This window comes from Microbacterium sp. F01, assembly GCF_056156365.1.
In genome coordinates this window covers 3,966,399-3,991,128 of sequence record NZ_CM149592.1, presented here as the reverse complement: position 1 = coordinate 3,991,128, position 24,730 = coordinate 3,966,399, and the positions used below count along the sequence as shown (strand labels likewise).

19 protein-coding genes are annotated in these 24,730 nt (G+C 70.5%); 8 read left to right on the top strand and 11 right to left on the bottom strand.

Annotation, left to right across the window (positions count from 1 at the left end):
• Nucleotides 1-42: 42 nt before the first annotated feature.
• Nucleotides 43-1,641 (bottom strand): molybdopterin-dependent oxidoreductase, encoded by a 1,599-nt coding sequence (locus ACVN90_RS18270; protein WP_475099618.1) that lies wholly within the window; start codon nucleotides 1,639-1,641, stop codon nucleotides 43-45.
• An 89-nt stretch (nucleotides 1,642-1,730) separates the two neighbouring features.
• Here ACVN90_RS18270 and ACVN90_RS18265 point away from each other — a divergent pair, with 89 nt between their 5' ends.
• The 3 genes from ACVN90_RS18265 to ACVN90_RS18255 are packed head-to-tail and all read left to right on the top strand — an operon-like array spanning nucleotide 1,731 to nucleotide 5,184.
• Nucleotides 1,731-3,416, top strand: coding sequence for a circularly permuted type 2 ATP-grasp protein (locus ACVN90_RS18265; RefSeq protein WP_475099617.1), 1,686 nt, complete (start codon nucleotides 1,731-1,733; stop codon nucleotides 3,414-3,416).
• A complete protein-coding gene (locus ACVN90_RS18260; RefSeq protein ID WP_310286061.1) occupies nucleotides 3,410-4,342 on the top strand; it encodes an alpha-E domain-containing protein in 933 nt (310 codons plus the stop codon). Before ACVN90_RS18265 ends, ACVN90_RS18260 begins: the two co-directional genes overlap by 7 nt.
• Nucleotides 4,339-5,184, top strand: coding sequence for a transglutaminase family protein (locus ACVN90_RS18255; RefSeq protein ID WP_475099616.1), 846 nt, complete (start codon nucleotides 4,339-4,341; stop codon nucleotides 5,182-5,184). Before ACVN90_RS18260 ends, ACVN90_RS18255 begins: the two co-directional genes overlap by 4 nt.
• 13 nt (nucleotides 5,185-5,197) lie before the next feature.
• Here ACVN90_RS18255 and ACVN90_RS18250 read toward each other — a convergent pair whose 3' ends face one another.
• On the bottom strand, nucleotides 5,198-5,344 hold the full coding sequence (locus ACVN90_RS18250; RefSeq protein WP_475099615.1) for a hypothetical protein: 147 nt from the start codon (nucleotides 5,342-5,344) through the stop codon (nucleotides 5,198-5,200).
• A 116-nt stretch (nucleotides 5,345-5,460) separates the two neighbouring features.
• Between ACVN90_RS18250 and ACVN90_RS18245 the strand changes: the two genes are divergently transcribed.
• A complete protein-coding gene (locus ACVN90_RS18245; RefSeq protein ID WP_475099614.1) occupies nucleotides 5,461-6,471 on the top strand; it encodes a LacI family DNA-binding transcriptional regulator in 1,011 nt (336 codons plus the stop codon).
• 36 nt (nucleotides 6,472-6,507) lie between these two features.
• Here ACVN90_RS18245 and ACVN90_RS18240 read toward each other — a convergent pair whose 3' ends face one another.
• From ACVN90_RS18240 to ACVN90_RS18215, 6 genes are all read right to left on the bottom strand, one after another.
• The gene (locus ACVN90_RS18240; protein ID WP_475099613.1) at nucleotides 6,508-7,497 is read right to left on the bottom strand and encodes a serine hydrolase domain-containing protein; all 990 of its coding nucleotides are present in this window, start codon (nucleotides 7,495-7,497) and stop codon (nucleotides 6,508-6,510) included.
• A complete protein-coding gene (locus tag ACVN90_RS18235; protein WP_475099612.1) occupies nucleotides 7,494-8,912 on the bottom strand; it encodes a rhamnulokinase in 1,419 nt (472 codons plus the stop codon). Before ACVN90_RS18235 ends, ACVN90_RS18240 begins: the two co-directional genes overlap by 4 nt.
• A gap of 100 nt (nucleotides 8,913-9,012) precedes the next feature.
• Nucleotides 9,013-11,049 (bottom strand): bifunctional aldolase/short-chain dehydrogenase, encoded by a 2,037-nt coding sequence (locus ACVN90_RS18230; RefSeq protein ID WP_475099611.1) that lies wholly within the window; start codon nucleotides 11,047-11,049, stop codon nucleotides 9,013-9,015.
• 32 nt (nucleotides 11,050-11,081) lie between these two features.
• The gene (locus tag ACVN90_RS18225) at nucleotides 11,082-11,948 is read right to left on the bottom strand and encodes an alpha/beta hydrolase fold domain-containing protein (RefSeq protein ID WP_475099610.1); all 867 of its coding nucleotides are present in this window, start codon (nucleotides 11,946-11,948) and stop codon (nucleotides 11,082-11,084) included.
• 103 nt (nucleotides 11,949-12,051) lie between these two features.
• Complete coding sequence (gene rhaI, locus ACVN90_RS18220; RefSeq protein ID WP_475099609.1) at nucleotides 12,052-13,218, bottom strand: L-rhamnose isomerase; 1,167 nt, start codon at nucleotides 13,216-13,218, stop codon at nucleotides 12,052-12,054.
• Complete coding sequence (locus tag ACVN90_RS18215) at nucleotides 13,215-13,610, bottom strand: L-rhamnose mutarotase (RefSeq protein WP_475099608.1); 396 nt, start codon at nucleotides 13,608-13,610, stop codon at nucleotides 13,215-13,217. The genes rhaI and ACVN90_RS18215 overlap by 4 nt, the downstream gene beginning before the upstream one ends.
• Nucleotides 13,611-13,789: 179 nt before the next feature.
• On the opposite strand from ACVN90_RS18215, the gene ACVN90_RS18210 reads away from it, so the two are divergent.
• Nucleotides 13,790-14,572, top strand: coding sequence for a nucleotidyltransferase domain-containing protein (locus ACVN90_RS18210; RefSeq protein WP_475099607.1), 783 nt, complete (start codon nucleotides 13,790-13,792; stop codon nucleotides 14,570-14,572).
• A gap of 12 nt (nucleotides 14,573-14,584) precedes the next feature.
• On the opposite strand, the gene ACVN90_RS18205 is transcribed toward ACVN90_RS18210, so the two are convergent.
• The 3 genes from ACVN90_RS18205 to ACVN90_RS18195 all read right to left on the bottom strand — a co-directional run bounded on the left by ACVN90_RS18205 (nucleotide 14,585) and on the right by ACVN90_RS18195 (nucleotide 17,805).
• Nucleotides 14,585-15,406, bottom strand: a complete 822-nt coding sequence (locus ACVN90_RS18205; RefSeq protein ID WP_475102153.1) for a carbohydrate ABC transporter permease — start codon at nucleotides 15,404-15,406, stop codon at nucleotides 14,585-14,587.
• Between the two features lie 83 nt (nucleotides 15,407-15,489).
• Entirely contained in the window at nucleotides 15,490-16,413 is a 924-nt protein-coding gene (locus ACVN90_RS18200; RefSeq protein WP_475099606.1) for a carbohydrate ABC transporter permease, read from the bottom strand.
• Between the two features lie 78 nt (nucleotides 16,414-16,491).
• Nucleotides 16,492-17,805 (bottom strand): ABC transporter substrate-binding protein, encoded by a 1,314-nt coding sequence (locus ACVN90_RS18195; RefSeq protein WP_475099605.1) that lies wholly within the window; start codon nucleotides 17,803-17,805, stop codon nucleotides 16,492-16,494.
• A gap of 265 nt (nucleotides 17,806-18,070) precedes the next feature.
• On the opposite strand from ACVN90_RS18195, the gene ACVN90_RS18190 reads away from it, so the two are divergent.
• From ACVN90_RS18190 to ACVN90_RS18180, 3 genes are all read left to right on the top strand, one after another.
• A complete protein-coding gene (locus tag ACVN90_RS18190) occupies nucleotides 18,071-20,758 on the top strand; it encodes a family 78 glycoside hydrolase catalytic domain (RefSeq protein ID WP_475099604.1) in 2,688 nt (895 codons plus the stop codon).
• A gap of 59 nt (nucleotides 20,759-20,817) precedes the next feature.
• Nucleotides 20,818-23,643 carry a family 78 glycoside hydrolase catalytic domain gene (locus ACVN90_RS18185; protein ID WP_475099603.1) on the top strand — a complete coding sequence of 942 codons (2,826 nt, stop codon included), beginning with the start codon at nucleotides 20,818-20,820 and terminating at the stop codon, nucleotides 23,641-23,643.
• A gap of 78 nt (nucleotides 23,644-23,721) precedes the next feature.
• The gene (locus ACVN90_RS18180; protein WP_475099602.1) at nucleotides 23,722-24,729 is read left to right on the top strand and encodes a LacI family DNA-binding transcriptional regulator; all 1,008 of its coding nucleotides are present in this window, start codon (nucleotides 23,722-23,724) and stop codon (nucleotides 24,727-24,729) included.
• Nucleotide 24,730 lies beyond the last annotated feature (1 nt).

Below are 24,730 nucleotides of genomic sequence, written 5' to 3'. Positions count from 1 at the left end.
GCTTCGGGTGGCGCAACACTCGGGGTGGGCGGGGGCGGCGGTTCACGCCACGTCGACGTTGAGCTGGTGCCACCCTGTCGCGCCGTCGGGCGCCGGCCACGCGTCGGTCTCGGTCTGACGCTCGCCGTTCGCGTTGGTGGCGCGGCAGCGGATCGCGTGGGAGCCTCGCTCGGCGGTCCACGGGATCGACCATTGCACCCACGTGTCATCCGAGATCGCCGAGGCGAGTCTCGCCTCGCGCCACGGCCCGCCGTCGACCTGCACCTCGACCTTCGCGATGCCCACGTGCTGCTGCCACGCGACGCCCGCGATGGTGGTGTCGCCGGCGCTCAGCCCCTGACCGCGGCGCGGCAGGTCGATGCGGGACTGCAGCTTGATCGGGCCCTTCGCCGACCACCCGCGCGTCGTCCAGTACGCGGTGGCCTTGTCGAACCGCGTCACCTCGAGCTCGGCGACCCACTTGGTCGCTGACACATAGCCATAGAGGCCCGGCACGACCATGCGCACCGGGAAGCCATGCTCCGCCGGGAGCGGTTCGTCGTTCATCCCGACCGCGAGGATCGCGTTGCGGCCCTCCTCCTGCAGCACCTCGAGCGGCGTGCTCGCGGTGAAGCCGTCGATCGAGCGCGACAGCACCATGTCGGCGTCGGACGTCGGCCGGGCGCGTTCGAGCAGCCGGCGGATCGGATACCCGAGCCACTTCGCGTTGCCGATGAGGTCGCCGCCGACGGGGTTCGAGACGCACGCGAGGGTGGTCCAGCTCTCCTCGAGGGGAAGCGCGAGCAGCTCGTCCCACCCGATTTCGACCTCGTTCTCCACGAGCCCGTGGATGCGCAGGCTCCAGTCGGCCGGGTCGACCTGCGGCACGACGAGAGCGGTGTCGATGCGATAGAAGCTCGCGTTCGGGGTCACGACCGGCGTCATGCCGGTGAGGTCCAACTGGGCACCGGCCGGGACGGCGGGCGCGGCGACGGCTGGCGCAGGAAGGCGCAGCGCTCGCCTCACGGCGCTGACAGTGTGCGACGCGGACTGCATCGCCGTCCCCGCGATCGCCGCGATGACCCCGGCTGCGGCGGCCGCACCCGCCCACACGAGGAAACGACGGCGCGACGGGTCGTCGCCTGCTGTGTCGCCGGTGGCTGCCTCCGTCGAGGCGAGGGACGAGGCATCCGTCGTCCGTCTCGCGAGCTGCGTCAGCAGCCGCACCGCGGCCGCCGCGACGAGGCCCGCGGCGAGCGGCGGGAGCCACGCGAGTCCGGCCGCGCCGGCGCGGGTCATCGCGAGCACCGCGACCACCCCGCCGAGGACGGAGAACAGTGCGGCGCCGAACCACGGGCGGCGCAGCTCCAGGATGCCGACGCCCGCCGCGGCGACCAGCAGCACGAGCGCGATGCCGATGAGCAGGGCGAGCTTGTCCGCGGTGCCGAACAGCGAGATCGCGGCATCCTTCGCCCATGACGGTGCGAGGTCGATGAGCACGCCGCCGACGACGGAGAAAGGGCTCGACGACGGTGCGACCAGTGCCGCGACGAGCTCGCCCACCCCCGCTCCGAGGACGACGGCCGTCACGCCCGCGGCCGCACCGGAGAGCGTCGAGGCCTTCGCGGCGACGCGCGTCGCGGCACCCGCCTCACGAGTCATAGCGGGAGCATACGTCCGATCCGCCCGGAGCGGACCAGGAGAACGGCTCGGAAACACGAGCGCAACGAAGGCCGCATTAGGCTCTTCGCATGGGTGATCTGTTCGACGGCTACGGCTCCACGCTGGCGCCGCGCAAGACGCCCTCGGGGGTACCCGCGTTCGACGAGATGTTCGGGAGCCCGGCTCACCCGGGTGCACCGGCCGAGTCGCGCGAGGCCTATCGAGAGCTCTACCAGGCGCTCGCGCAGATGACCCAGGAGGAGCTGCGCGGCCGCACCGATTCCCTCGCGAGCTCGTACCTCGCGCAGGGCGTGACGTTCGACTTCGCGGGTGAGGAACGACCCTTCCCGCTGGACGCCGTACCGCGCGTGATCACGTACGACGAGTGGTCGCGCGTCGAGGCCGGCGTCAAGCAGCGCGTCCGCGCGCTCGAGGCGTTCCTCGACGACGCGTACGGGCATCAGTTCTGCGTCCGCGACGAGGTGCTCCCCGCCGGGCTCATCGCGAGCTCGCAGTACTTCTATCGCCAGGCCGCCGGCATCCACTCCGCCAACGGCGTGCGCATCCAGGTGTCGGGCATCGACCTGATCCGCGACGAGCACGGCGAGATGCGCGTGCTCGAAGACAACGTGCGCGTGCCGTCGGGTGTCAGCTACGTCATCTCGAACCGCCGGGTCATGGCGCAGACGCTGCCCGAGCTGTTCGTCTCGATGCGCGTGCGCCCGGTCGGCGACTACCCCAACAAGCTCCTCGCGGCACTCCGCGCCTCCGCGCCGGCCGGCATCGAGGACCCCAACGTCGTCGTGCTGACGCCCGGGGTCTACAACTCCGCGTACTTCGAGCACACGCTCCTGGCCCGCCTCATGGGCGTCGAACTCGTCGAGGGCCGCGACCTGCTGTGCATCGGCGGCAAGGTCTTCATGCGCACGACCCGCGGCCCGAAGCGCGTCGACGTCATCTACCGCCGCGTCGACGACGACTTCCTCGACCCGCTGCAGTTCCGCGCCGACTCGATGCTCGGCGCGCCCGGGCTCATGCTCGCGGCGCGCCTCGGCAACGTCACGATCGCCAACGCTGTCGGCAACGGCGTCGCCGACGACAAGCTGCTCTACACCTACGTGCCCGACCTCATCCGGTACTACCTCGCCGAGGAGCCGATCCTCAAGAACGTCGACACGTGGCGCCTCGAAGACCCGAACGCCCTCGAGGAGGTGCTCGACCGGCTCGACGAGCTCGTCGTGAAGCCCGTCGACGGTTCGGGCGGCAAGGGCCTCGTCGTGGGCCCGGATGCGTCACCTGCCGAGCTCGAGAAGCTCCGCAAGAACCTGCTCGCCGACCCTCGCGGCTGGATCGCGCAGCCCGTGGTCATGCTCTCGACGATCCCCACGCTCGTCGAGGACGGTATGCGCCCGCGGCACGCCGACCTCCGCCCCTTCGCGGTGAACGACGGCGAGGACGTGTGGGTGCTCCCCGGCGGCCTCACCCGCGTGGCCCTGCCCGAGGGGCAGCTCGTGGTGAACTCGTCGCAGGGCGGCGGGTCGAAGGACACCTGGATCGTCGGCGGCGCCGCACCGGGTCAGGTCGAATACGCACAGGGTCAGAGCGTGGCCGGCCTCGTCGCCGACCAGGCCGCCACGGTGACGGCGGCGATCCCGATCATCTACGACGCCCAGACCGAGCCCACGCACTCGCCGCAGGACCGCCCGCGCTCCCGCGTCGAGCAGCAGGAGCAGCAACAGCAGGCTGCGGAGCAGGACGGAGGCGCGTCATGCTGAGCCGCATCGCGGAGTCGCTCTTCTGGATCGGGCGCTACATCGAGCGCAGCGACGGCACGGCCCGCATCCTCGACGTGCACCTGCAGCTCCTCCTCGAGGACCCGTGGATCGATGAAGACACGGCGTGCCGGTCGCTCCTCAGCGTCATGGGCTCGCTCCCGCCGGAGGGCGTCGACCAGGTGCGCCGCGAGGACGTGCTGTCGCGTCTCGCGGTCGACCGCATGAACCCGTCGAGCATCGCGTACGCCCTCACCGCCGCGCGCGAGAACGCCCGCCGTGCCCGCGAGATCGTCTCGACGGAACTGTGGGAGACGCTCAACACGACGAACGCCCGCATGCCGCGTCGCCTGCAGAACGACCGCGTGCACGAGTTCTTCCAGTGGGTGCGCGAGCGCGCGGCGCTCGCGGTCGGCATCGTGGACTCGTCGACGAGCCGCGACGAGGCCTGGCAGTTCTTCACGCTGGGCCGCAGCATCGAGCGCACCGACATGACCGCGCGCCTGCTGGCGACGAGGTCGCTGACCGAGGCATCCGGTCCGTCGTGGACCACGATCCTGCGCTCGTGCGGCGCCTACGAGGCGTACCTGCGCACGTACCGCGGCATGCCGAGCGCGCGCAATGCCGCCGAATTCCTGCTGCTCGACCGGCTCTTCCCGCGCTCGATCATCTACTCGATCCAGCGCGCCGAGGAGTGCATGAGCGCCATCGACCCCCGCGCCGACCGCGTGGGCCACTCCAACACGGTGCTGCGGGCCCTCGGCCAGATCCGCAACGACCTCGAGTACCGGCCGATCTCCGAGATCCTCGGCGAGCTGCCGACGCACATGGACCGCGTGCAGACCGTCACGCGCGAGGCATCCGAAGCCATCCGCGGCCGGTTCTTCCCGACGCAGGCCGAGCCCAGCTGGATCGGAGAGATCTCATGAAGCGCCTCCGGATCGAGCATCAGACCGGCTTCAGCTATCAGGGCGACGTGACCGCGTCGTACAACGAGGCGCGCATGCTGCCGGGCTCCACCGACAGCCAGTTCGTGCTCAACTCGTCGCTCGACATCGAGCCGTCCACCTCCGTCAACCAGTACGTCGACTACTTCGGTACGCGGGTCGCCGCGTTCGACGTGCTGTCGCCGCACTCGTCGCTCACGATCACCGCACGCTCGCTGGTGGAGGTGCGCCCCCGGCCGCTCGAGCACATCGATGTGACGTGGGAGGGGCTCGCCCGCGAGGCGGCCCGCTCGCTCGAGACCGTCGAGCAGATGTCGCAGACGCGGCGCACCCGCCCGCACGAGGAGGTCGCCGAGCTCGCCCGGTCGATCGCCGCGCAGCACGATCACCCCGGCCGGGCCGCCCACGCGATCGCGGTCGCGATCGGCGACGCCGTCGAGTACATGCACGGCATCACCGGCGTCCACTCGACCGCGGCCGAGGCGTGGGAGGCGCGCAAGGGCGTCTGCCAGGACATGGCGCACATCGCCCTCGGCGCGCTGCGCGAGGTCGGCATCCCGGCGCGATACGTGTCGGGCTACCTGCACCCGCGCCCTTCGGCCGAGGTCGGCGTCGCCGTGACCGGCGAGTCCCACGCGTGGATCGAGTGGTTCGCTGGCGAGTGGCAGGGCTTCGACCCCACGAACAACATCGAGATCGGCGACCGCCACGTGCTCGTGGGCCGCGGCCGCGACTACGGCGACGTGCCGCCGCTGCGCGGCGTGTACGCCGGCCCGTTCAAGAGCAACCTGCACGTGAAGGTGACGATCACGCGCGAGGCGTAGGCCCCGGCCCCGCTCAGGCCGGGGGATTGTCGGGGTCGAGCGTCTCGAGGGTGTCCTCCTCGACGGGGTTGTCGGCCTCGAGCTGCTCCTCGGTGGTCTCGTCGCCGCCGATCGGGTTCTCGCCCTCGGGAGGCTCGTGTTCGGTTCGCCGTTCGTCCATGACTCCACGTTCGTCTGCGCCGGCGCGGCGGCACAAGGACTTGACGCGAGCCCCGCCGCGTGAGTCGGCGGGGGCGAGGTACGTTTGCACTGCAGAAGCCACTCCCGAGGAGAAGAATGACGGACCCTCGTCCACCGCGCCGTGCGACGATCGAGGATGTCGCGACCCGGGCAGGCGTGTCGCGCGCGGCAGTGTCGAAGGTACTGCGCGATGCGTACGGCGTGAGCGACGCGATGCGTGAGCGTGTGACAGCGGCAATGACCGAGCTGAACTATCGCCCCAGCATCGCCGCGCGCGGCATGCGAGGCCGTACCTACACGATCGGCATCGAACTCCCGGACCTCTCGAACCAGTTCTTCCCGCGCATCGTCCGCGGTGCGGCGGGCGCGCTCGAGGGCACCCCGTACCAGCTCATCCTGGCGCCCGCCGAGACCGGCACCCGGTATGGTTTTCGCGCGCTTGAAGCGCTTGTGGACCGGCAGGTCGACGGGCTCATCGCCGTGTCGCCGCGCGTCGAGGAGCCGGCGCTGGAGCGGATCGCGGCATCCGTCCCGCTCGTGATGTTCGGCCGGCTCGACACCTCCGATCGATACGACGTGGTCGCGGGCGACGACCTGGGCGGGGCTCGCCTCGCGATGCAGCACCTGTTCGACCTCGGTCATAGGCGGATCGCCCACCTGACTCTCAACGAAGAGGACCCGAGTTCCCCGTTTCCGCACAGCGGGCGCCTGCGCGAGTATTTCGCGGAGATGGCCGCGCGAGGCTACGACGCCGAGGTGTGGAACGCCGACGACGGCCAGGATCCGGCTTACCAGGCCACGCGCCGTGCGATCGAGGGCGGTACCCCGGCCACCGCCGTGTTCGCGGGGCACGACGAGCTGGCCTTCGGTGCGATGCGCGCGATCGCCGACACCGGCGCTGACCTCTCGGTGATCGGCTATGACGACGTCGCTCTCGCCTCGCACCCGGCGCTCGGCCTCACGAGCATCAATCAGCCCGGTGAGCGCATGGGTGCGCGGGCCGTCGAGATGCTGTTGGAGCGCATCGCCGGCCGCACCGCAGCCGTGCACGAGGTCTTCGAGGTCCGACTCGAGCCCCGCGCCTCCACACGGCCGCCGCGCGGCTGACCGGCTCACCGCGGTGACGTGGCGTTCAGGGCGGCCTCAGATGCCCGACACCACCGCGTTGTCGAGCTCGTCGGCGTCGACGCCCGGCCGCTCGGCCTGGTTCGTCAGCAGCACCCACGCGACGCCCGCGGTCGGGTGCACCCAGAACTCGGTGCCCGCCCAGCCTGCGTGGCCGAACACGTCGCGGTCGATCAGGCCTGGCGCCCGGGTGCGCAGGTTGAACGTGAAGCCCCAGTCCTGGCCGCGTTCAGCCGGGTATGGCTCGAGCCGCGGGATGTCGCAAGTGAGTGGGCGTCGCATCATGTCCAGGGTCGCCGGCTGCACGACGCCGCCGGCTTCGCCCTGCCCGATTCGCAGCAGCGCCGAGCCGAGCGCGAGCAGATCGCCGGCCGTGCCGATCATGCCGGCGCCGGGATTGCGATGGCTCGCGAACCCGGCCATGTCGAGGCCCAGGCGCTCCGCGTCGACGACGGTGTGCGGATCGACGCCCGGATCGAGCGTGAAGCCGGTCGCGCCGAGCGCGGGAGCCCACGCCGAGACGTCAGCATCCCAGTCCCGTCCCGTGGTGTGCCGGACGAGCTCGGCGATGCCGTCGAACGCCACCGTCGAGTAGCGCGAGGCGGTGCCGGCGGCGAAGTCGCGCCCTGGCGCGAGCAGGGCGGCGCGCAGCCCTTCGGCAGGGTCGAGCGTGGGTTCGCGGATGCCCGCCGTATGGCTCACGAGGTGGCGGAGGCGCACCACGTCGTCACGGGTGCGGCCGAACTCGGCAAGCGCGGCGCTGAGCGGCGTCTCGGTGGTGAGCAGCCCGCGCTCGATCGCGCGCGCGGCGGTGAGGCCGGTGAGCACCTTGGTGATCGAGAAGAGCCAGTACGGGTCTTCGACGCGGGCCGTGCGTCCGTTCGTCGCACCGAAGGCATCGAGTGCGACCACACCGTCGGCGGTCGCGACGCCGAGCACCGCGCTGGGCAGGCGCCCCGCCTCGACGTGGCGCCGGGCCCAGTCGAACGCGGCCGCGTAGCCGGTCACGACCGCGGCTCGTAGCGCTCGGGAGAGACGGATGCCGCCACCACGCGCCGCAGATCCTCCAGGCTCGCGTCGGGGCCGAACCAGCCGTGCGCGCGCGCCTGCACGAGCACGTTGCCGAGCGCGGTCGCCTCGACCGGGCCGGCGAGCACGGGAAGGCCCGAGCGGTCTGCGGTCGCCTGGCACAGCAGCCGGTTGAGCGCGCCGCCGCCGACGATGTGGATCACGTCGATGTCGCGGTCGGTGAGGCGGCCTGCGGTCGCGACCGCATCGGCGAACGCCTGCGCGATGCTCTCGACGATCGTCCGCGCGAACGCCTCGCGGCTCGCGGGCACTGCGGCGCCGGCCTCGCCGAGCACCGCTGCGATCCGCGCGGGCATGTCGCCGGGCGCCGACAAACGCGCGTCGTTGGCGTCGAACAGCGGGATCTCGCCGTCGACGGAGGCCGCAGCATCCAGCAATCCCGGAAGATCGATCGCCGCACCGTCCTCGGCCTCCCACGTGCGCACGGCCTCGCTCAAGAGCCACAGGCCCGTGACGTTGTGGAGGAAGCGCACGCGGCCATCGACGCCGCCCTCGTTCGTGAAGTTCGCCTCGCGGGCCGCGTCGCTGACGACCGGGTCGTCGAGCTCGACGCCGACGAGGCCCCACGTGCCGCACGAGATGTACGCCGCGTCGGGGGTGCTCAGCGGCACCGCGACGACGGCCGACGCCGTATCGTGCGAGCCGACCGCGATCACCTCGAGCGGAGCGCCGACGCGCTCGCGCGCCTCGCCGTGCAGCGTGCCGAGGTGGGCACCCGCGTCGACGAGGGCGGGGAGGATGGATGCCGGAATCCCCAGCTTCGCCGCGAGTTCGAGGTCCCACTCACCGGTGGACACATCCACCAGGCCGGTCGTCGAGGCGTTGGTGCGCTCAGCGACCCGTGCGCCGGTCAGCAGGAACGCGACGAGGTCGGGGACGAGCAGCGCGGAGCTCGCGTCGGGCAGCGCCGACTCCACGACGTACTGGTAGAGCGTGTTGAACGGCAGGAACTGCAGCCCGTTGCGGCGGTAGAGCTCGTCGAACGGCACGCGCGCGTGCACCATCTCGACGCCGCGCGCGGTGCGCGCGTCGCGATAGTGGAACGGCTCGCCGAGCAGCTCCTCACCGTTCACCAGGCCGTAGTCGACGGCCCACGAGTCGATGCCGATGCTCGCGATGCCCGGCTCGCGGCGCAGCGCCTCGGTGAGGCCCTCGACGATGTGCCGGTACAGCGCCGTGAAGTCCCAGTGCAGCGTGCCGTCGGCGCCGGGCACGGGTCCGTTCGGGAATCGCGAGACCTGCTCGAGGCGCAGCATCCTGTCGCTCACGTAGCCGAGCATGACGCGCCCGCTGGTCGCGCCGAGGTCGACCGCCGCGACCACGCCCCCGGTCATGCCGCACCTCCACTCAGGAATCGCGAAAGGGAAGAGCTCCGCACGCCGTGAGCGTCACACCGTGCCGTGATATACCCTCTCGCGGTTCCGTGTCGCTCTGTCATCGCAGGAACGCGGCGGCGACGCCGGAGTCGACGGGGATGTGGAGGCCCGTGGTGCGGCTCAGCTCGGGGCCGGTGAGCACGTACACCGCGTCGGCGACGTTCTCGGGCACGACCTCGCGCTTGAGGATGGTGCGGTTGGCGTAGAACTGGCCGAGGTCCTCTTCCTTGACGCCGTAGGTCGCGGCGCGGTTGGCGCCCCAGCCGGCGGCGAAGATGCCCGAGCCGCGCACGACGCCGTCGGGGTTGATGCCGTTCACGCGCACGCCGTGCTCGCCGAGCTCGACCGCGAGCAGGCGCACCTGGTGGGCCTGGTCGGCCTTGGTGGCCGAGTACGCGATGTTGTTCGGGCCGGCGAAGACGGAGTTCTTCGACGAGATGTAGATGACGTCGCCGCCGAGCTTCTGCTCGATGAGGATCTTCGCGGCCGCCTTCGACACCAGGAACGAGCCCTTCGCCATCACGTCGTGCTGCAGGTCCCAGTCCTTCTCGGTGGTCTCCAGCAGCGGCTTCGACAGCGACAGCCCGGCGTTGTTCACGACGAGGTCGACCCCGCCGAACGCGAGCACAGCGGCGTCGAACGCGGCCTGGATCGCGTCGGCGTCGGCGACGTTCGCGGCCACGCCGATGGCGACGTCCGTGCCTCCGAGCTCGGCTGCGGCGGCCCGCGCCTTCTCGAGGTCGAGGTCGGCGACGACCACGCACGCGCCCTCGGCGGCGAGGCGGACGGCGATGGCCTTGCCGATGCCGGATGCTGCGCCCGTGACGAGCGCGATACGGCCCTGGTGGGTCTTGGGCTTCGGCATGCGCTGCAGCTTCGCCTCTTCGAGGGCCCAATACTCGATGCGGAACTTCTCGGCGTCGGAGATGGGCGAGTACGTCGACAGCGCCTCGGCGCCGCGCATCACGTTGATCGCGTTGACGTAGAACTCGCCCGCGACCCGGGCGGTCTGCTTGTTCGCACCGTACGAGAACATGCCCACACCGGGGATCAGGACGATGAGCGGGTCGGCGCCGCGGATCGCGGGGGACTCGGTCGTCGCGTACGCGTCGTAGTACGCCTGGTAGTCGGCGCGGTACGCCTCGTGCAGCTCCTTCAGGCGTGCGAGGGAGTCCTCGACCGACGCGTCGGCGGGCAGGTCGAGGATGAGCGGCTTGACCTTGGTGCGCAGGAAGTGGTCGGGGCAGCTGGTGCCGAGCGCGGCGAGCTCGGGAGCGCGCTCCGAGGCGAGGAAGTCGGTGACGACCGCGGCGTCGGTGAAGTGGCCCACCATCGGCTTGTCGGTCGACGCGAGACCGCGGATCGTCGCGGCGAGAGCGGCGGCCTTGGCGCGACGCTCCGTCTCGGGGAGAGCCTCGAAGCCGGCGCGCACGCCGCCGAACGGGTCGGACTTGCCGTTGGCGTCGATGTACGCCTGCGCGGTCTCGATGATCCAGAGCGAGTTCTGCTCGGCCTCGTCCGACGTGTCGCCCCAGGCCGTGATGCCGTGGCCGCCGAGGATCGTGCCGATCGCCTGCGGGTTCTGCTCCTTGATCGCCGCGATGTCCAGACCCAGCTGGAAGCCGGGACGACGCCACGGCACCCACACCACCTTGTCGCCGAAGATCTTCGCGGTCAGCTCCTCGCCGTCCGCGGCGGTCGCGATCGCGATGCCCGAGTCGGGGTGCAGGTGGTCCACGTGCGCCGCGTCGACGAGACCGTGCATGGCGGTGTCGATCGAGGGGGCGGCGCCCCCCTTGCCGTGCAGGCAGTAATCGAACGCGGCGACCATCTCGTCCTCGCGGTCGACGCCGGGGTAGACGTCGACGAGGGCGCGCATGCGGTCCAGGCGCAGCACCGCGAGGCCGGACTCCTTGAGCGTGCCGAGGTCGCCGCCCGAGCCCTTGACCCACAGCAACTCGACGGGCTCACCGGTGACCGGATCGGTCTCGGTGCCCTTCGCCGACGTGTTGCCGCCGGCATAGTTCGTGTTCTTCGGGTCGGCGCCGAGGCGGTTCGACCGGGAGATGAGGTCGGAGACGGCCGGGTTGGTCATGATTGCGTTCCTTCTGATGTGGCTGAGGGCGCTCAGACGAGCGAAGTGGTGGCGGGCTGGGGGTGACTGACGGGGAGGGCGGCGAGGCGGGTCGCGAAGCGTGCGATGGTGACGGATGCTGCGGCCTCTTGCGGACGGTTCAGATGGCCGTGCTCGGTGCCGAGCTCGGTGACCATCTCGATGGGGCGGCCGGCGGCGCGCAGCGACGCGGCGAACGCCTCTCCCGAGACGCGGAGCTCGTCGACGTCGCCGTTGACGATGAGGGTGGGCGGGAACTGCGCGAGGTCGACGGGGCGCGCGAGCCCCGGAATCGCGCCGAGCGGGGCGCGGTCGACCGGGCCGCCGAGGTAGTTCTCGTACATCGCCCGCACCAGGTCGGCGCCGAAGCGGTCGGCCTCGGGCTGCGCGTCGAGCGCGGCGCGCAGCGCGGCGTCGGGCGCCGGCTGCACCGCGAGCAGCGTCGGGTAGGCGAGCAGCACGAGGGCGGGCAGCGCCGCGCGGCGCTCGATCAAGCGCAGCGTCGCACCCGCGGCGAGGTTGCCCCCGGCGCTCGTCCCGCCGATGGCGATGCGGTCGCGGTCGATGCGCAGGCGGCCGGCGTTCTCGGCGACCCACGACCAGGCGGCGAGCACATCGTCGGAGGCGGCGGGGTAGCGGTGTCCGCCCGGGCGGCGGCCCGCAGCATCCCATCCATTCGGAACCGGAGCGAGGCGGTAGTCGACCGACACGACAGTCGTGCCCCGCGCGGCGAGCTGGGAGGCGACCCAGTCGGACTCGGGCATGTCGAGGTCGCCGAACGCGAACGCGCCTCCGTGCGCCCAGACGAGTCCGGTGCCGTTCGGCTCGCGCGCGGGGTAGACGCGGACGAGACCGTCGGCGGCGGAGTAGGGCTCGCTCATTCGGATCCTTCGGTTCGGGCCGGCGTCGGTGCCGGGTTCGAAGTGGTGCACCGGAGGCTCGAGGATCGGCATCCCGAGCCTCCGGTGGGTCTGCGTCTGGGGCTTACGCGCCCCAGCCGGCCTGGGTGCCGCCGACGCGGTCGGCCGCGATCTGCTGCTGATAGCCGGATGCCGCGTACGCGGCCATCGGGTCGGCGGCGAGTCCGCGCGACTCGCGCCACTCGGCGAGGGCCGGACGCACGTCGGTGTAGAACGCGTCCATGAAGACGGCGTTCGCGGCGAGCACGTCGTTCTGCTGCTGCGCGGCGGCGAGGGCGTCGCGGTCGACGAGCAGGGCGCGGGCGGTCATCTCCTGGACGTTGAGCACGGAGCGGATCTGGCCGGGGATCTTGTCCTCGACGTTGTGGCACTGGTCGAGCATGAAGGCCACGTCGGGGTTGTTCAGGCCACCGCCGCGCACCACCTCGAAGATGATGCGGAACAGCTGGAACGGGTCGGCCGCGCCGACGATGAGGTCGTCGTCGGCGTAGAAGCGCGAGTTGAAGTCGAACGAGCCGAGCTTCCCGAGGCGCAGCAGCTGCATCACGATGAACTCGATGTTCGTGCCCGGCGCGTGGTGGCCGGTGTCGAGGCACACCATCGCCTTGTCGCCGAGGCTCGCGACCTGGGCGTACGAGGTGCCCCAGTCCGGAACGTCGGTGTGGTAGAACGCCGGCTCGAAGAACTTGTACTCGAGGACGAGGCGCTGCTCATCGGACAGGCGGTCGTAGATCTTCTGCAGCGAATCCTGCAGGCGGTCCTGGCGGGCGCGCATGTCGCCCTGGCCCGGGTAGTTCGAGCCCTCGGCGAGCCAGATCTTGAGGTCGCGCGAGCCCGTCGCATCCATGATGTCGATGCACTCGAGGTGGTGGTCGATCGCCTTGTTGCGGATGCGGTCGTCGTGGTGCGTGAGCGCCCCGAACTTGTAGTCCTCGTCCTGGAACGTGTTCGAGTTGATGGTGCCCAGGCTCACCCCGAGGTCCTCCGCGTGACGGCGGAGGTCGGAGTAGTCGTCGACCTTGTCCCACGGGATGTGCAGGGCGACGCTCGGCGCGAGCTTCGTGTAGGCGTTGACCTGCGCGGCATCCGCGATCTTCTCGTACGGGTCGCGCGGGGTGCCGGGCGTGGTGAACACGCGGAACCGGGTGCCGGAGTTGCCGAACGCCCAGCTGGGCAGCTCGATGCCCTGGCCTTCGAGCGCGGACTGGATGTCGGGTGACAGCGTCGTCATGATGCGTTGCCTTCTTCGGTGGTGTCGGTCGCCGCGCCCCGGGCAGCGGCGAGTTGGTCGTGGAGGTTGAAGACTTCGGTGAGGGAGGTGGCCGCCTGGTCGGGTCGGCCCTCGAGGCCGACGAAGAACCGGCCCATCTCGGCCTCCCAGCGGGCGGCGATCTCGGAACTCGCGAGGTAGGCCTGTGCGGCCTCGTCGTCGTCGGTCTCGTAGTAGCCGATGAGGCGTCCGCCGTCGCCGAGGAAGAGCGTGTAGTTGCGGCGCCCGGAGGCGGCGATCTCGGCGAGCATCTCAGGCCACACCGGGCTGTGGCGGGCGATGTACTCGTCCAGCAGTTCGGGCCGCACCATCAGCTGGAAGCAGACGCGCTTCGTCGCGGTCGCGCTCGTCATGAGTGGGTGCTCCTCGGGTGGTGGGGGATGCCTGTCGACACCGGCCGTGTAATGAATCGTTTCAACGATAGGGGTCCAACTCGTTCTTCGCAAGTGGGAGAGCGCTTTCCGTTGAATCGCACGCCGAGGGCCGCGGTGTGTCGATAGCGTGAGAGCGGATTCGACGCGAAGGAGCACGGATGCAGCAGCAGGAGCGGGCGCTCGAGGCCTACGTGGATTCGGTGCGCGACGAGCCGGGCGCACTCGGCGTGGTGCTCGTCGGCTCGGTGGCGCAGGGGAGAGAACGCGAGGACTCCGATGTCGACGTGTATTTCGTCGTCGACGAGGACCGCTTCGCCGCCGAGACCGCGCGGGGCCGGTACGCGTGGGTTGAACGGCGCGACGTCGAGTACCCGGGCTCGTACATCGACATCAAGCTCGTGAGCCCGTCGTACCTCGCCGCGGCCGTCGAGCGCGCCGACGACCCCACGCGCGCATCGTTCATCGACGCTCGCGTCGCATGGAGCGTGCTCCCGGGACTCGACGACACCGTCGCCCGCATCGCGGAGCTGCCCGACGAGGCCTGGGGTGAACGCGTGCGCTCCTACGTGGCGCAGGCCCAGCTCTACGGCGGCTACTTCCTGCGTCAGGCGGTCGAGCGCGACGACGGATTCCTTCGCCGCCACGCCGGTCTGCACCTGGCACTCGCGGCCGCCCGCGCGGCGCTGGCGGCCAACCGGGTGATGCTTCCCGGCCCCAAATACATCTCGAGGCTGGTGCACGAGGTGGCCACGCCCGACGGCTTCGTCGAGGCCTGGAGCCGGGTCGTGGACGACCCCGACGCCGACTCCGGCCGCGACCTGCTGCGCATCCTCGAGGACTGGCTCGCCGATGGGCTCACCCCCGACGAGGCGCTGTCGACGTTCATCCGCGACAACGAACTCGCCTGGCTCCGGGGGACCGTCCCCGCGGAGTACTGGTGAACCCACGGCGCGTCACCCCTTGACCGCTCCGCTGGTCATGCCCGCGACGATCTGCCGGTTGAAGAAGATGTACATGATCAGCGGCGGGATCGTGATGAGCAGGATGTCCATGAACAGCAGGTTCCACTGGCTGAGGTTCTGGCTCGAGAAGTTGTAGAGCGTCAGCTGCACCGTCGCGTTCGCCTCACCGGGGAAGAAGTACAGCGGTCCGGTGAAGTCGTTGAAGACGGCGACCGCCTGCACGACGATGACGGTGATCACGACGGGCTTCAGCAGCGGCAGCACGACCTGGAAGAACAGCCGGATCGGGCCGGCGCCGTCGATCACCGCCGCCTCGTCGAGCTCCTTCGGGATCGTCGAGACGAACGCCCGGAAGAGCAGGATGCAGAACGAGAGTCCGAAGGTCACCTCGATGAGGATCATCCCGGGCATCGTCTTGAACAGGCCGAGACCCTGCATCACCCAAATGGTCGGCACCACCGCCGGCGGAACGATCAGGCCCGCGAGGACGAAGAAGTTGACCAACGCGTTCCACTTCGACTTGCGGCGCTGGAGCACGTAGCCGACCATGGCGGCGAGCACGACCATGAGTGCCACGGAGGCGACGGTCAGGATCGTGCTGTTGATGAAGGCGGTCAGCAGGATGTAGTCGCGCGCCGAGAAGACGGTCACGAGGTTCTCCCACAGCTGCCACCCCTGCTCCGGAAGTGTGAACTGCAGCAGCGAGGCCTCTTGCTCGTTCTTGGCGGCGGTCACGAAGATGAACGCGAACGGCACGATGAAGATCACGATCGACGCCAGGATCGCGACGATGCCGACGAAGTACTTCTTCATGAATCGTCTGAACGTCAGCGGCCGCCGATCGGGCTTGACCCGAGCCTCCTTCGGCCCGGCGGTGGTGATGGTGCGCGTGAGGCTCATGACTCGACCTGCCGCTTCGTGAGGAAGTAGTTGAGGGGCAGGACGATGGCGGTCACGATGATGAACAGCACCACGTTGCCCGCCGTCGACAGGCCGTAGAACCCGGCCTGGTACTGCTTGTAGATGACGGACGCGATCACGTCGCTCGAGAATCCCGGGCCGCCTCGGGTCATCGCCCAGATGATCTCGAACGAGCGGAGGCCTCCGATGAGCGAGAGCAGGACGACGGTCGCGGTCGCGGGCTGGACGAGGGGAAGCGTGATGTTCTTGAACGTCTGCCAGGCGCTGGCGCCGTCGACCTTGGCGGCCTCGAAGAACTCCTGGGGAATCGCCACGATGCCGGCGATGTAGATCAACGTCGCGATGCCGACGCCCTTCCAGACGTCGACCAGGGCGACGGAGATCAGAGCGAGGTTGGGATCGGTGAGCCATGCCGGCCCCTGGATGCCGAACACCGCGAGGGTCTCATTGATGAGGCCGTCGAACGGGTCCATCAGCACCTTGAAGGTCACTCCGATGCCGATGGTCGAGACGAGGACCGGGAAGAAGATGGTGGCGCGAAGATAGCCGCGGCCGAGGATGCTGCCGGTCAGCAGCAGTGCGAGGGCGAGCCCGAAGACCACCTTCAGGCCGGAAGTGATGAAGCCGTAGATGAAGGTGTTGATGAGGCTCTGGTAGAGCATCGGCTCGGTGAAGAACGTCACGAAGTTGTCGAAGCCGATGAACTCGACGTCGAACAGCGACCAGCGCGTGAGGCTGAAGTAGAACGACGCGAACGTCGGAACGGCGAAGAGCGCGATGAACAGCACTCCGGCCGGGATGTAGAACCAGAGCGGGTACATGCTCGTCATCGAGCGCCGCTTGTCGCGTGGTGGCGGTGGCGTCTTCTGCTGCTGCGGGCGTTCCGCGATCGTTGTCATCTCATCTCCATTGATGTGGGTCGGGGGCCGCGCCGCCTGCGACGCGGCCCCCGACGGTCAGCTGTCAGAGCCGGTGGATCACCAGCCCTCGAGGCCCAGCTGCTGCGCCTGCTTGACGACATCCTCGTCGTACAGGGCGGCGCCGTCATCGGCGGTGTTGATGCCGGAGCCCACCGCGACCGTGATGTTCTCGAGGTTCGGTCCCTTGATCGGCGACAGGAACTCGAGAGCGGGGTTGGTGTTGCCCTCGTCGAAGTACGGCTGCATGTCCTTCAGCAGGCCGGGCACGTCGTCGGGCAGCGTGCACGCGCTCGTGGCGAACGGACCGCTGGGCACCATGACCGTCGTCTGGATCTCGCAGCCGGCCGGGGAGTTGATGAACGCGACGAACTTCTTCGCGGCCTCGAGCTTGTCGCCCTCCGTCGTCTTCGGGATGTAGACGGCGTTCGGCAGCCAGACCGTGAGCTTGGTGTCGGCAGCGTCGGCTGCAGGCAGCGCGAACACGCCGATGTTCTCGAGGTCGTCCGGGTAGTTCTGCTGGAACGTCGAGACGATGCCGGTCAGGATCGGGTAGTGCGCGCCCTCACCCGTCGCGACCATGCGAGCCCCGTCGTCGTAGAGTGCCGACGCGAAGTCCTCGTTCCACCAGCCCTTGTCGAAGCCCTCCTGCTGGTTCGCGAAGCCCGCCAGTGCCGGCTCGTCGACGTACTTGCGGTCGCCGGCGGTGTACGCCTCGGCCCAGTCGGGATCGGCCGCGAGCACGTTGCCGAAGTCTCCGAGCACGAACAGCTGGCTCGTCCACGTGTCGCCGTACGTCTGGATGACAGGTGTGATCCCCGCCGCCTTGATCGCCTCGTTGTTGGCGGCGAACTCGTCCCAGCTCGTCGGGATCTCGAGGCCGAGGTCGGCGTAGACCTTCTTGTTGTAAACGACCGCGCCCGCCTGGCTCGCGCCGATCGGCGCACCGTAGATGTGGTCATCGGTGGAGACGACCGCCTTCATCGTGTCGATCAGGTCGCCGACCCATTCCTCGTCGTCGAGGGGGACGAGGTTCTGGTCCGGGTTCATCGCTTGGAAGAGCGAACCGGAGTTGTAGCCGAAGACGTCCTCCATCTCGCCGGTGGCGAGCTTGGTCTTGATGAGGTTGTCGCCCTCGGTGCCGGCGGGCTGGGTCTCCAGTCGCACGGTGATGTCGGGGTTCTCCTCTTCGAACGCCTCGATGAATGCCTCCGCGACGGGGACGTTCGTTCCGGTGTTCTGCGTCAGGAATGAGATCTCGACCGTTCCGTCGTCGGATCCGCCGCCTCCGCCGCTGCACGCGGCCAGCGGCAGGGCGAGAGCAAGTACACCTGCGCCTGCGACGAGCACTCTCCGTGTCGGGGAGCTCTTCATCTTTACCTCCTTGTAAAGCCGAGCGGATGGTCCGCCCACGCTGCCGGATTCCCTGGTGCTGCGCTGATCGGATTCTCCGCCATCGGGCGTTGAAACCATTCAACCCTCGTAAGGTACGTCCGTTCCGGAGCGGGGTCAACAGCCCGATACGATCTGGCCCGTCACGATTGTGTAACGGTCTACACTTTGATTGACAATAACCCTGAATCGTTTCACGATGGTCACGCGGGTCGGCGACGCGGCCGACCGCCGAAAGGACTCAGCCATGACGGCTCTTCCCTCTCCCGCCGCAGTCGACGCCGCCGTGCGTGTCGCCGGACTGCGCACCCAGCACGGCGACGGACTGCTCGGCGTGCCGCGCGCAGGTCTCCGCCTGAGCTGGCGTGCCGAGAGCGACGACCCCGATGCCCGCCTCGTCGGCTACCAGCTCCGCGCAGGCGCCGAGGGCGACGAGCAGGCCGTGGCTGAGCCCATCGCGAGCCCTCGCACGGTCGGCATCGCCGTCGCCGGCGAGCTCGCCGCCCGCGAGCGCCGCGCCTTCTCCGTCCGCGTCGCCACGCAGCGCGGCTGGAGCGCGTGGAGCGAATTCCTCGTCGTCGAGGCCGGTATCGATGGGCCGGATCTCGAGGCGGCCGTGATCGGGGCCGATATCCCCGCCGGCGGTCCTGTTCCGCTGCTGCGCACCGAGTTCGTCCTCGAGAGCGCGCCCGAGACCGCACGCCTGCGCCTCAGCGCCCTCGGCCTGGTCGACGCCTGGATCAACGGCGTCCGCGCGACCGACGCCCTCCTCACTCCGGGCTGGACGTCGTACCAGGAGCGCATCCTCGTCGACACGCTCGACGTCACGTCCCTCCTGCGACCCGGCGCGAACGTCATCGTGCTCGCCGTCGCCGACGGCTGGTATCGCGGCAGCTTCGGCTTCGCCCGCCGCCAGGCCATCTACGGCGATCGCACCGGCGCGCTCGCGCAGGTCGAGGTCGACGGCGAGATCGTGTGCTCGACGGATGCCTCGTGGAAGACCGGCTTCGGACCGCTCCGCAGCGCCAGCATCTACGACGGCACCTCGACCGACCTGCGCCTCGCCGACCCCGCCGTGCACGAGCCCGGGTTCGCGGGCGAGGGGTGGGTCGCAGCATCCATCGTCGACATCGACTTCACGCGATTCGAGCCGCGCTCGGCGCCGCCGGTGCGCGTGGTGGCGGAGCTGCCGATGGCGACGACGCCGCACGGCGGCCGCACGCGCCTGGACGGCGGGCAGAACGTGTCGGGCTGGGTTCGTCTGGTCGTGCGCGGGAGCGCGGGCGATGTCGTCACGGTGCGCCACGCCGAGGTGCTCGAGCCCTCCGGCGACCTGCACGTCAAGGCACTGCGCTCGGCGAAGGCCACCGATGTGTACACGCTCGACCGCGACGGCGAGCACACGCTCGAGCCCGCCTTCACGTTCCACGGCTTCCGCTACGCCGACGTCGAGGGCGCCGAGGTCGTCTCGGCGACGGCCGTCGCGATCTCGAGCGGCCTTGCACCGCGCAGCACCTTCGCCTCGTCGCACGAGGCGCTCGACCGGTTCCACTCGAACGTCTTCTGGTCGCAGCGCGACAACTTCGTGTCGGTGCCCACCGACTGCCCGCAGCGCGACGAGCGTCTCGGCTGGACCGGCGACGCGCAGGCGTTCGCCGCGACGGCGAACACCCTCATGGACACAGAGTCGTTCTGGATGTCGTGGCTGCGCGACCTCGAGATCGACCAGACCGACACCGGCGGCGTGCCCGCTGTCGTGCCCGACATCATCCGCCCGCAGGACATGCTGATGGGCGGCGTGCCGACCGAGAACATGGGCAGGGCCGGATGGGCGGATGCTGCGACCATCGTGCCGCTCGCGGTCTACGAGTCGTACGGCTCGACGGAGGTGCTCGCGCGCCAGCGCAGCAGCATGCGGCGGTGGGTCGAGCATCTGCGCCGCCGCGCCGGCGACGGCGTCGTGCTCCCCGGCGGCGACTTCCAGTTCGGCGACTGGCTCGACCCGGACGCCCCCGGCGAGCGGCCCTGGGAGGCCAAGGTCTCGAGCGAGTTCGTCGCGAACGCGTTCTACTCGTGGTCGGCCCGACTGCTGTCCCGGGCGGAGCGCATCCTCGGTGACCGCGAGAGCGCCGACGACTACGAGGCCCTCGCCGACCGCGTCGGCGCAGCGACCTTCGAGCGCTGGGGCGAGGAGGCGATCCTCACGCAGAGCGGTGCCGCGATCGCCCTCGAGTTCGCCCTGGCTCCGGCCGAGCGTCGCGCCGAGATCGCCGACGCGCTCGCCGCGAACGTGCGCCGCGAGAACGGGCGCATCGCGACGGGTTTCCTCGGCACGCCGCTCGTGCTGTTCGCGCTGTCGAACTCGGGCCATCTCGACGAGGCGTATCTCATGCTGCTGCGGCGCGAGGCCCCGTCATGGCTCTACCAGGTGGACCGCGGGGCGACCACGGTCTGGGAGCGCTGGGACGCGATCCTGCCCGACGGCAGCATCCACTCCGGCGCCATGGACGCCCTCCCCACCGAGGACGCCTCCGAAGATGACACCGGCATGCTGTCGTTCAACCACTACGCGTACGGCGCGATGATCGACTGGGTCTACCGCACCGTGGCGGGACTGGCTCCGGATGCTGCCGACCCCGGGTATCGCACCGTGCACGTGGCTCCGCGCCCGGCAGTGGGGATCGAGCACGCCTCGGCGTCGATCCAGACCTCTCTGGGGCGGCTCGCGATCGACTGGCGCGTCGACGGCGACGTCTTCGAAGCCACCCTCGAGGTGCCGTTCGGCTCGCGAGCCGTGCTCGACCTGCCGGTGACCGCCGGTTCGGCCTCGACCGTCGACGGCGCTCCCGCCCCCGCCGAACTCGGCCACGGCACGCACCGCATCGCGGTCACCGCGCCGGCCGTCGCGACACCGGGCGCGGTCGTGCCCGCCTGATCGCAGCATCCGTCCACAGAACACCGAAGCCCCACACACCAGACCCTTCAAGGAGTGCCATGAGCGGCCCCGTTCCCCACATCGTCATCGACGCGCCCTACGGCAGCGACGTCGTCGCCTCGCCTGTCCCTGAGATCGGCTGGTGCACCGAGACCGACACCCCCGACTGGCTGCAGGCGGGTGCCGAGGTCGAGGTCACGCGAGCCGGCGAGGTGTCGTCGCACCGCGTCGAGGGCCGCGCGTCCACGCGGATCCCGTGGCCGTTCGCACCGCTCGCCGCACGCGAGGAGGCCTCGCTGCGGGTGCGGGTCACCGGCGTCGACGCCGCCCCGGGCGACTGGAGCGAGCCGCAGCGTGTCGTCGCCGGGTTCCTCGCCGAGGGCGAGTGGCAGGCCGTGACGATCGGCCTCGGCGAGCCTGCCGAGAACGCCCAGCCGGCGTACCTGCGCACCGAGTTCGACGTGACCGGCCCGGTCGCGCGCGCCACGCTCTATGCGACGGCGCTCGGTGTGTATCAGGTGGCGATCGGCGGCGTCGACGTCGATGACCAGGTCATGAAGCCCGGCTGGACGCCGTACGCACACCGCACCATCCATGAGACGACCGACGTCACCCGCCTCCTCGCGGAGGGCCGCAACGCGATCGGGGTGCGCCTCGCGGGCGCGTGGGCGACGGAGAGCTTCGGGTTCCGCGAGAACGCGCGGCCCCTCTACGCCGACCAGCCGCGCTTCGCGGGCCAGCTGCTCATCGAGTACGCCGACGGGTCGAGCCGGTGGATCGTCACGGGTGCCGCGTGGCAGGCGTCCACCGGACCGATCACGGCCAGCGGGCTCTACGCGGGCGAGGACCACGACGCCCGGCGGGCCCTCGTGGACGGCGACGGCCGCGGCTTCGCCGAGGCGGGCTACAGCGCCGACGACTGGGCGCCGGTCGCCGAACTCGAGGCGCTCCGCACACCCGAGGCCCGGGTGTCGCCCTTCGTGCGTCGCATCGAAGACATCGCGGTGCGCGAGGTCATCACCACCCCGAGCGGCAGGACCGTCCTCGACTTCGGGCAGAACCTGGTCGGCCGGCTTCGGATCCGTGTCTCGGGCCCGGCGGGCACCGTGATCACGCTGAAGCACGCCGAGGTGCTCGAGCACGGCGAGCTCGGAACGAGGCCGCTGCGCGCCGCCGCCGCGACCGACCACTACACGCTGGCAGGCGAGGGCGTCGAGGAGTGGGAGCCGGAGTTCACCTTCCACGGCTTCCGCTACGCCGAGATCGAGGGGTGGCCCGGGGAGTTCGACCCGTCGTCCGTCACCGCGGTCGTCATCCACAGCGACATGGAGCGCACCGGCTGGTTCGAGGCATCCCACCCCCTCGTCAACCAGCTGCACGAGAATATCGTGTGGGGCCTGCGCGGCAACTTCCTGTACCTGCCGACCGACTGCCCGCAGCGCGACGAGCGCCTCGGCTGGACGGGCGACATCCAGGTGTTCGCGCCGACAGCGTCGTTCCTCTACGACGTGCGCGGGTTCCTGGACTCGTGGCTGCGCGACCTCGCACTCGAGCAGGTCGACGGCGTGGTGCCGTTCGTCGTGCCGAACGCGCTCGGCGTCGCCCGCCCCGCCGCGGCGTGGGGCGATGCCGCGACGATCGTGCCGTGGGTGCTGCACGAGCGCTACGCCGACGTCGCCACCGTCGAGCGCCAGTACCCGAGCATGAAGGGCTGGGCGGACGTGCTGATCCGCCTGGCCGGGCCGCGCCGGCTGTGGGAGGGCATGTTCCAATTCGGCGACTGGCTCGACCCCGACGCGCCGCCCCACCTGCCCGCGAACGCGAAGACGGATGCCGACATCGTGGCGTCGGCGTACCTCTTCCGGTCGGCGGACGCCGTTGCCCGCGCCGCCGCCCTCCTCGGAAAGGACGACGAGGCACGGGAGTACGCGCAGATCGCAGAGGAGGTGCGCGCCGCGTTCCTCGCCGAGTACGTGACGCCCGCCGGGCGCATGATGTCGGACGCGCAGACCGCGTACGCCATGGCGATCGTGTTCGACATCGCGCCGGCCGACCAGCACGAGGTGCTCGGCGCGCGGCTCGCCGAGCTCACTCGACTGTCGGGCTACCGCATCAGCACCGGGTTCGTCGGCACGCCGATCATCCAGGACGCCCTGACGCGCACCGGCAACCTCGAGACCGCACGCCGCCTGCTGGTGCAGACGGAGAACCCGTCGTGGCTGTACCCGGTCACCATGGGGGCGACCACCATCTGGGAGCGGTGGGACTCGATGCTCCCCGACGGGTCGATCAATCCGGGTGAGATGACATCGTTCAACCACTACGCGCTCGGCGCGGTCGGGGACTGGCTGCACCGCGTGGTCGCGGGCCTCGCGCCCGACGCTCCCGGGTATGAGCGGATCCGCATCCAGCCGCACCCGCTCGCCGAGTTCGACCACGCGTCGGCCGAGCACCTCACGCCCTACGGGACCGCCCGTGCGGGGTGGTCGCGCGAGGACGGCGTGCTGCGCGTCGAGGCGACCGTGCCGCCGAACACGACGGCCGTCGTCGTGCTGCCCGACGGACGCGAGCTCGAGGTCGGCTCGGGGACCCACGAGTGGGAGGTCGCCGACCCCGCACCCGCGGCCCCCGCGTCGCGCATCGGCATGGACTCCACCCTCGCCGCCGTCATCGACGACCTCGAGGCGTACGAGGCCATCGGCCAGGTGCTCGAGGCGTCGAGCCCCGAGGCCGCGCACGGCTTCCGCACGCACACGAAGTGGTCGGACGCCCGCGAGCTCGGAGAGGCGCTGTTCATGCACGCCGGCCCCGAGACGCAGCAGGAGATCGCCGCGGCGCTCGCCGCGCTGTCGGCCGAGCGTGAGGGGTCGACCGCGAATGCGTAAGCCCGTCCGGGGCGAGGGGGAGACCGCTTGCCTCGTGCCCTACACTCGCGGGAAGCGGATCTGAACCCTGGGGGAGCAATGGTGGTGAGCGTGCGCGATGTCGCGGCTGCGGCATCCGTCTCCGTCGGCACAGTCTCGAACGTGCTCAATCGTCCCGAGAAGGTGTCGCCCGCGACCGTCGAGCGTGTGACGCAGGCGATCGAGGAGCTGGGCTTCGTGCGCAATGACGCCGCGCGGCAGCTCAGAGCCGGCCGCAGCCGCAGCATCGCGCTCATTGTGCTGGACGCCGGCAACCCGTTCTTCGCGGAGGTCGCCCGAGGCGCGGAGGACCGCGCCGCAGAGGCCGGGATGAGCGTGCTGCTCGGCAACAGCGACGAGCGCTCCGACCGCGAGGACGCCTACCTCGAGCTCTTCCGCGAGCAGCGGGTGAACGGCGTGCTCGTCACGCCCGTCGACGGCGACCTCGCCGGGCTCGCCCGCCTGCACGCCGGCGGGGTCCCGGTGGTGCTCGTCGACCACGAGGACGCCGAACGGGCGTTCGGGTCGGTGTCGGTGGACGACGTCGAGGGCGGCTACCTCGCGGCGGCGCACCTGCTGTCGACCGGGCGCCGGCGTATCGCGTTCATCGGCGGTCCCCGCACCATCCGCCAGGTCGCGGACCGCCTCGAGGGGGCGCGCCGCGCGGTCGCCGAGGTGGGCGGGGCGAGCATCGAGGTCGTCGAGATGTCGGCGCTGTCGGTGCTGCAGGGGCGGGAGGCGGGTGAGCTCCTCCGCGGCCGCGCCCCCGCCGACCGGCCCGATGCCGTGTTCGCGGCGAACGACCTGCTCGCCGTCGGCGCGCTGCAGGCGTTCACGCTGATGGCCGACGTGCAGGTGCCGCGCGACATCGCGCTGATCGGCTACGACGACATCGACTTCGCGTCGGCGACTGTCGTGCCGCTGAGCTCGATCCGTCAGCCGGCCCACCTCATCGGGTACACCGCCGTCGACCTGCTCCTCAAGGATCTCGAAGAGCCCGACGGCGACCACGCGCGCACCGTGCGCTTCCAGCCCGAGCTCGTCGTGCGGGAGTCCACGGCCGGCTGAC

What these genes read in the sequence shown, in the direction of transcription:
- ACVN90_RS18270 (WP_475099618.1), bottom strand. Translation starts at nt 1,641, where the DNA reads ATGACTCGTGAGGCGGGTGCCGCGACGCGCGTCGCCGCGAAGGCCTCG.
- ACVN90_RS18265 (WP_475099617.1), top strand. Translation starts at nt 1,731, where the DNA reads ATGGGTGATCTGTTCGACGGCTACGGCTCCACGCTGGCGCCGCGCAAG.
- ACVN90_RS18260 (WP_310286061.1), top strand. Translation starts at nt 3,410, where the DNA reads ATGCTGAGCCGCATCGCGGAGTCGCTCTTCTGGATCGGGCGCTACATC.
- ACVN90_RS18255 (WP_475099616.1), top strand. Translation starts at nt 4,339, where the DNA reads ATGAAGCGCCTCCGGATCGAGCATCAGACCGGCTTCAGCTATCAGGGC.
- ACVN90_RS18250 (WP_475099615.1), bottom strand. Translation starts at nt 5,344, where the DNA reads ATGGACGAACGGCGAACCGAACACGAGCCTCCCGAGGGCGAGAACCCG.
- ACVN90_RS18245 (WP_475099614.1), top strand. Translation starts at nt 5,461, where the DNA reads ATGACGGACCCTCGTCCACCGCGCCGTGCGACGATCGAGGATGTCGCG.
- ACVN90_RS18235 (WP_475099612.1), bottom strand. Translation starts at nt 8,912, where the DNA reads ATGACCGGGGGCGTGGTCGCGGCGGTCGACCTCGGCGCGACCAGCGGG.
- ACVN90_RS18230 (WP_475099611.1), bottom strand. Translation starts at nt 11,049, where the DNA reads ATGACCAACCCGGCCGTCTCCGACCTCATCTCCCGGTCGAACCGCCTC.
- ACVN90_RS18225 (WP_475099610.1), bottom strand. Translation starts at nt 11,948, where the DNA reads ATGAGCGAGCCCTACTCCGCCGCCGACGGTCTCGTCCGCGTCTACCCC.
- rhaI (WP_475099609.1), bottom strand. Translation starts at nt 13,218, where the DNA reads ATGACGACGCTGTCACCCGACATCCAGTCCGCGCTCGAAGGCCAGGGC.
- ACVN90_RS18215 (WP_475099608.1), bottom strand. Translation starts at nt 13,610, where the DNA reads ATGACGAGCGCGACCGCGACGAAGCGCGTCTGCTTCCAGCTGATGGTG.
- ACVN90_RS18210 (WP_475099607.1), top strand. Translation starts at nt 13,790, where the DNA reads ATGCAGCAGCAGGAGCGGGCGCTCGAGGCCTACGTGGATTCGGTGCGC.
- ACVN90_RS18205 (WP_475102153.1), bottom strand. Translation starts at nt 15,406, where the DNA reads ATGAAGAAGTACTTCGTCGGCATCGTCGCGATCCTGGCGTCGATCGTG.
- ACVN90_RS18200 (WP_475099606.1), bottom strand. Translation starts at nt 16,413, where the DNA reads ATGACAACGATCGCGGAACGCCCGCAGCAGCAGAAGACGCCACCGCCA.
- ACVN90_RS18195 (WP_475099605.1), bottom strand. Translation starts at nt 17,805, where the DNA reads ATGAAGAGCTCCCCGACACGGAGAGTGCTCGTCGCAGGCGCAGGTGTA.
- ACVN90_RS18190 (WP_475099604.1), top strand. Translation starts at nt 18,071, where the DNA reads ATGACGGCTCTTCCCTCTCCCGCCGCAGTCGACGCCGCCGTGCGTGTC.
- ACVN90_RS18185 (WP_475099603.1), top strand. Translation starts at nt 20,818, where the DNA reads ATGAGCGGCCCCGTTCCCCACATCGTCATCGACGCGCCCTACGGCAGC.
- ACVN90_RS18180 (WP_475099602.1), top strand. Translation starts at nt 23,722, where the DNA reads ATGGTGGTGAGCGTGCGCGATGTCGCGGCTGCGGCATCCGTCTCCGTC.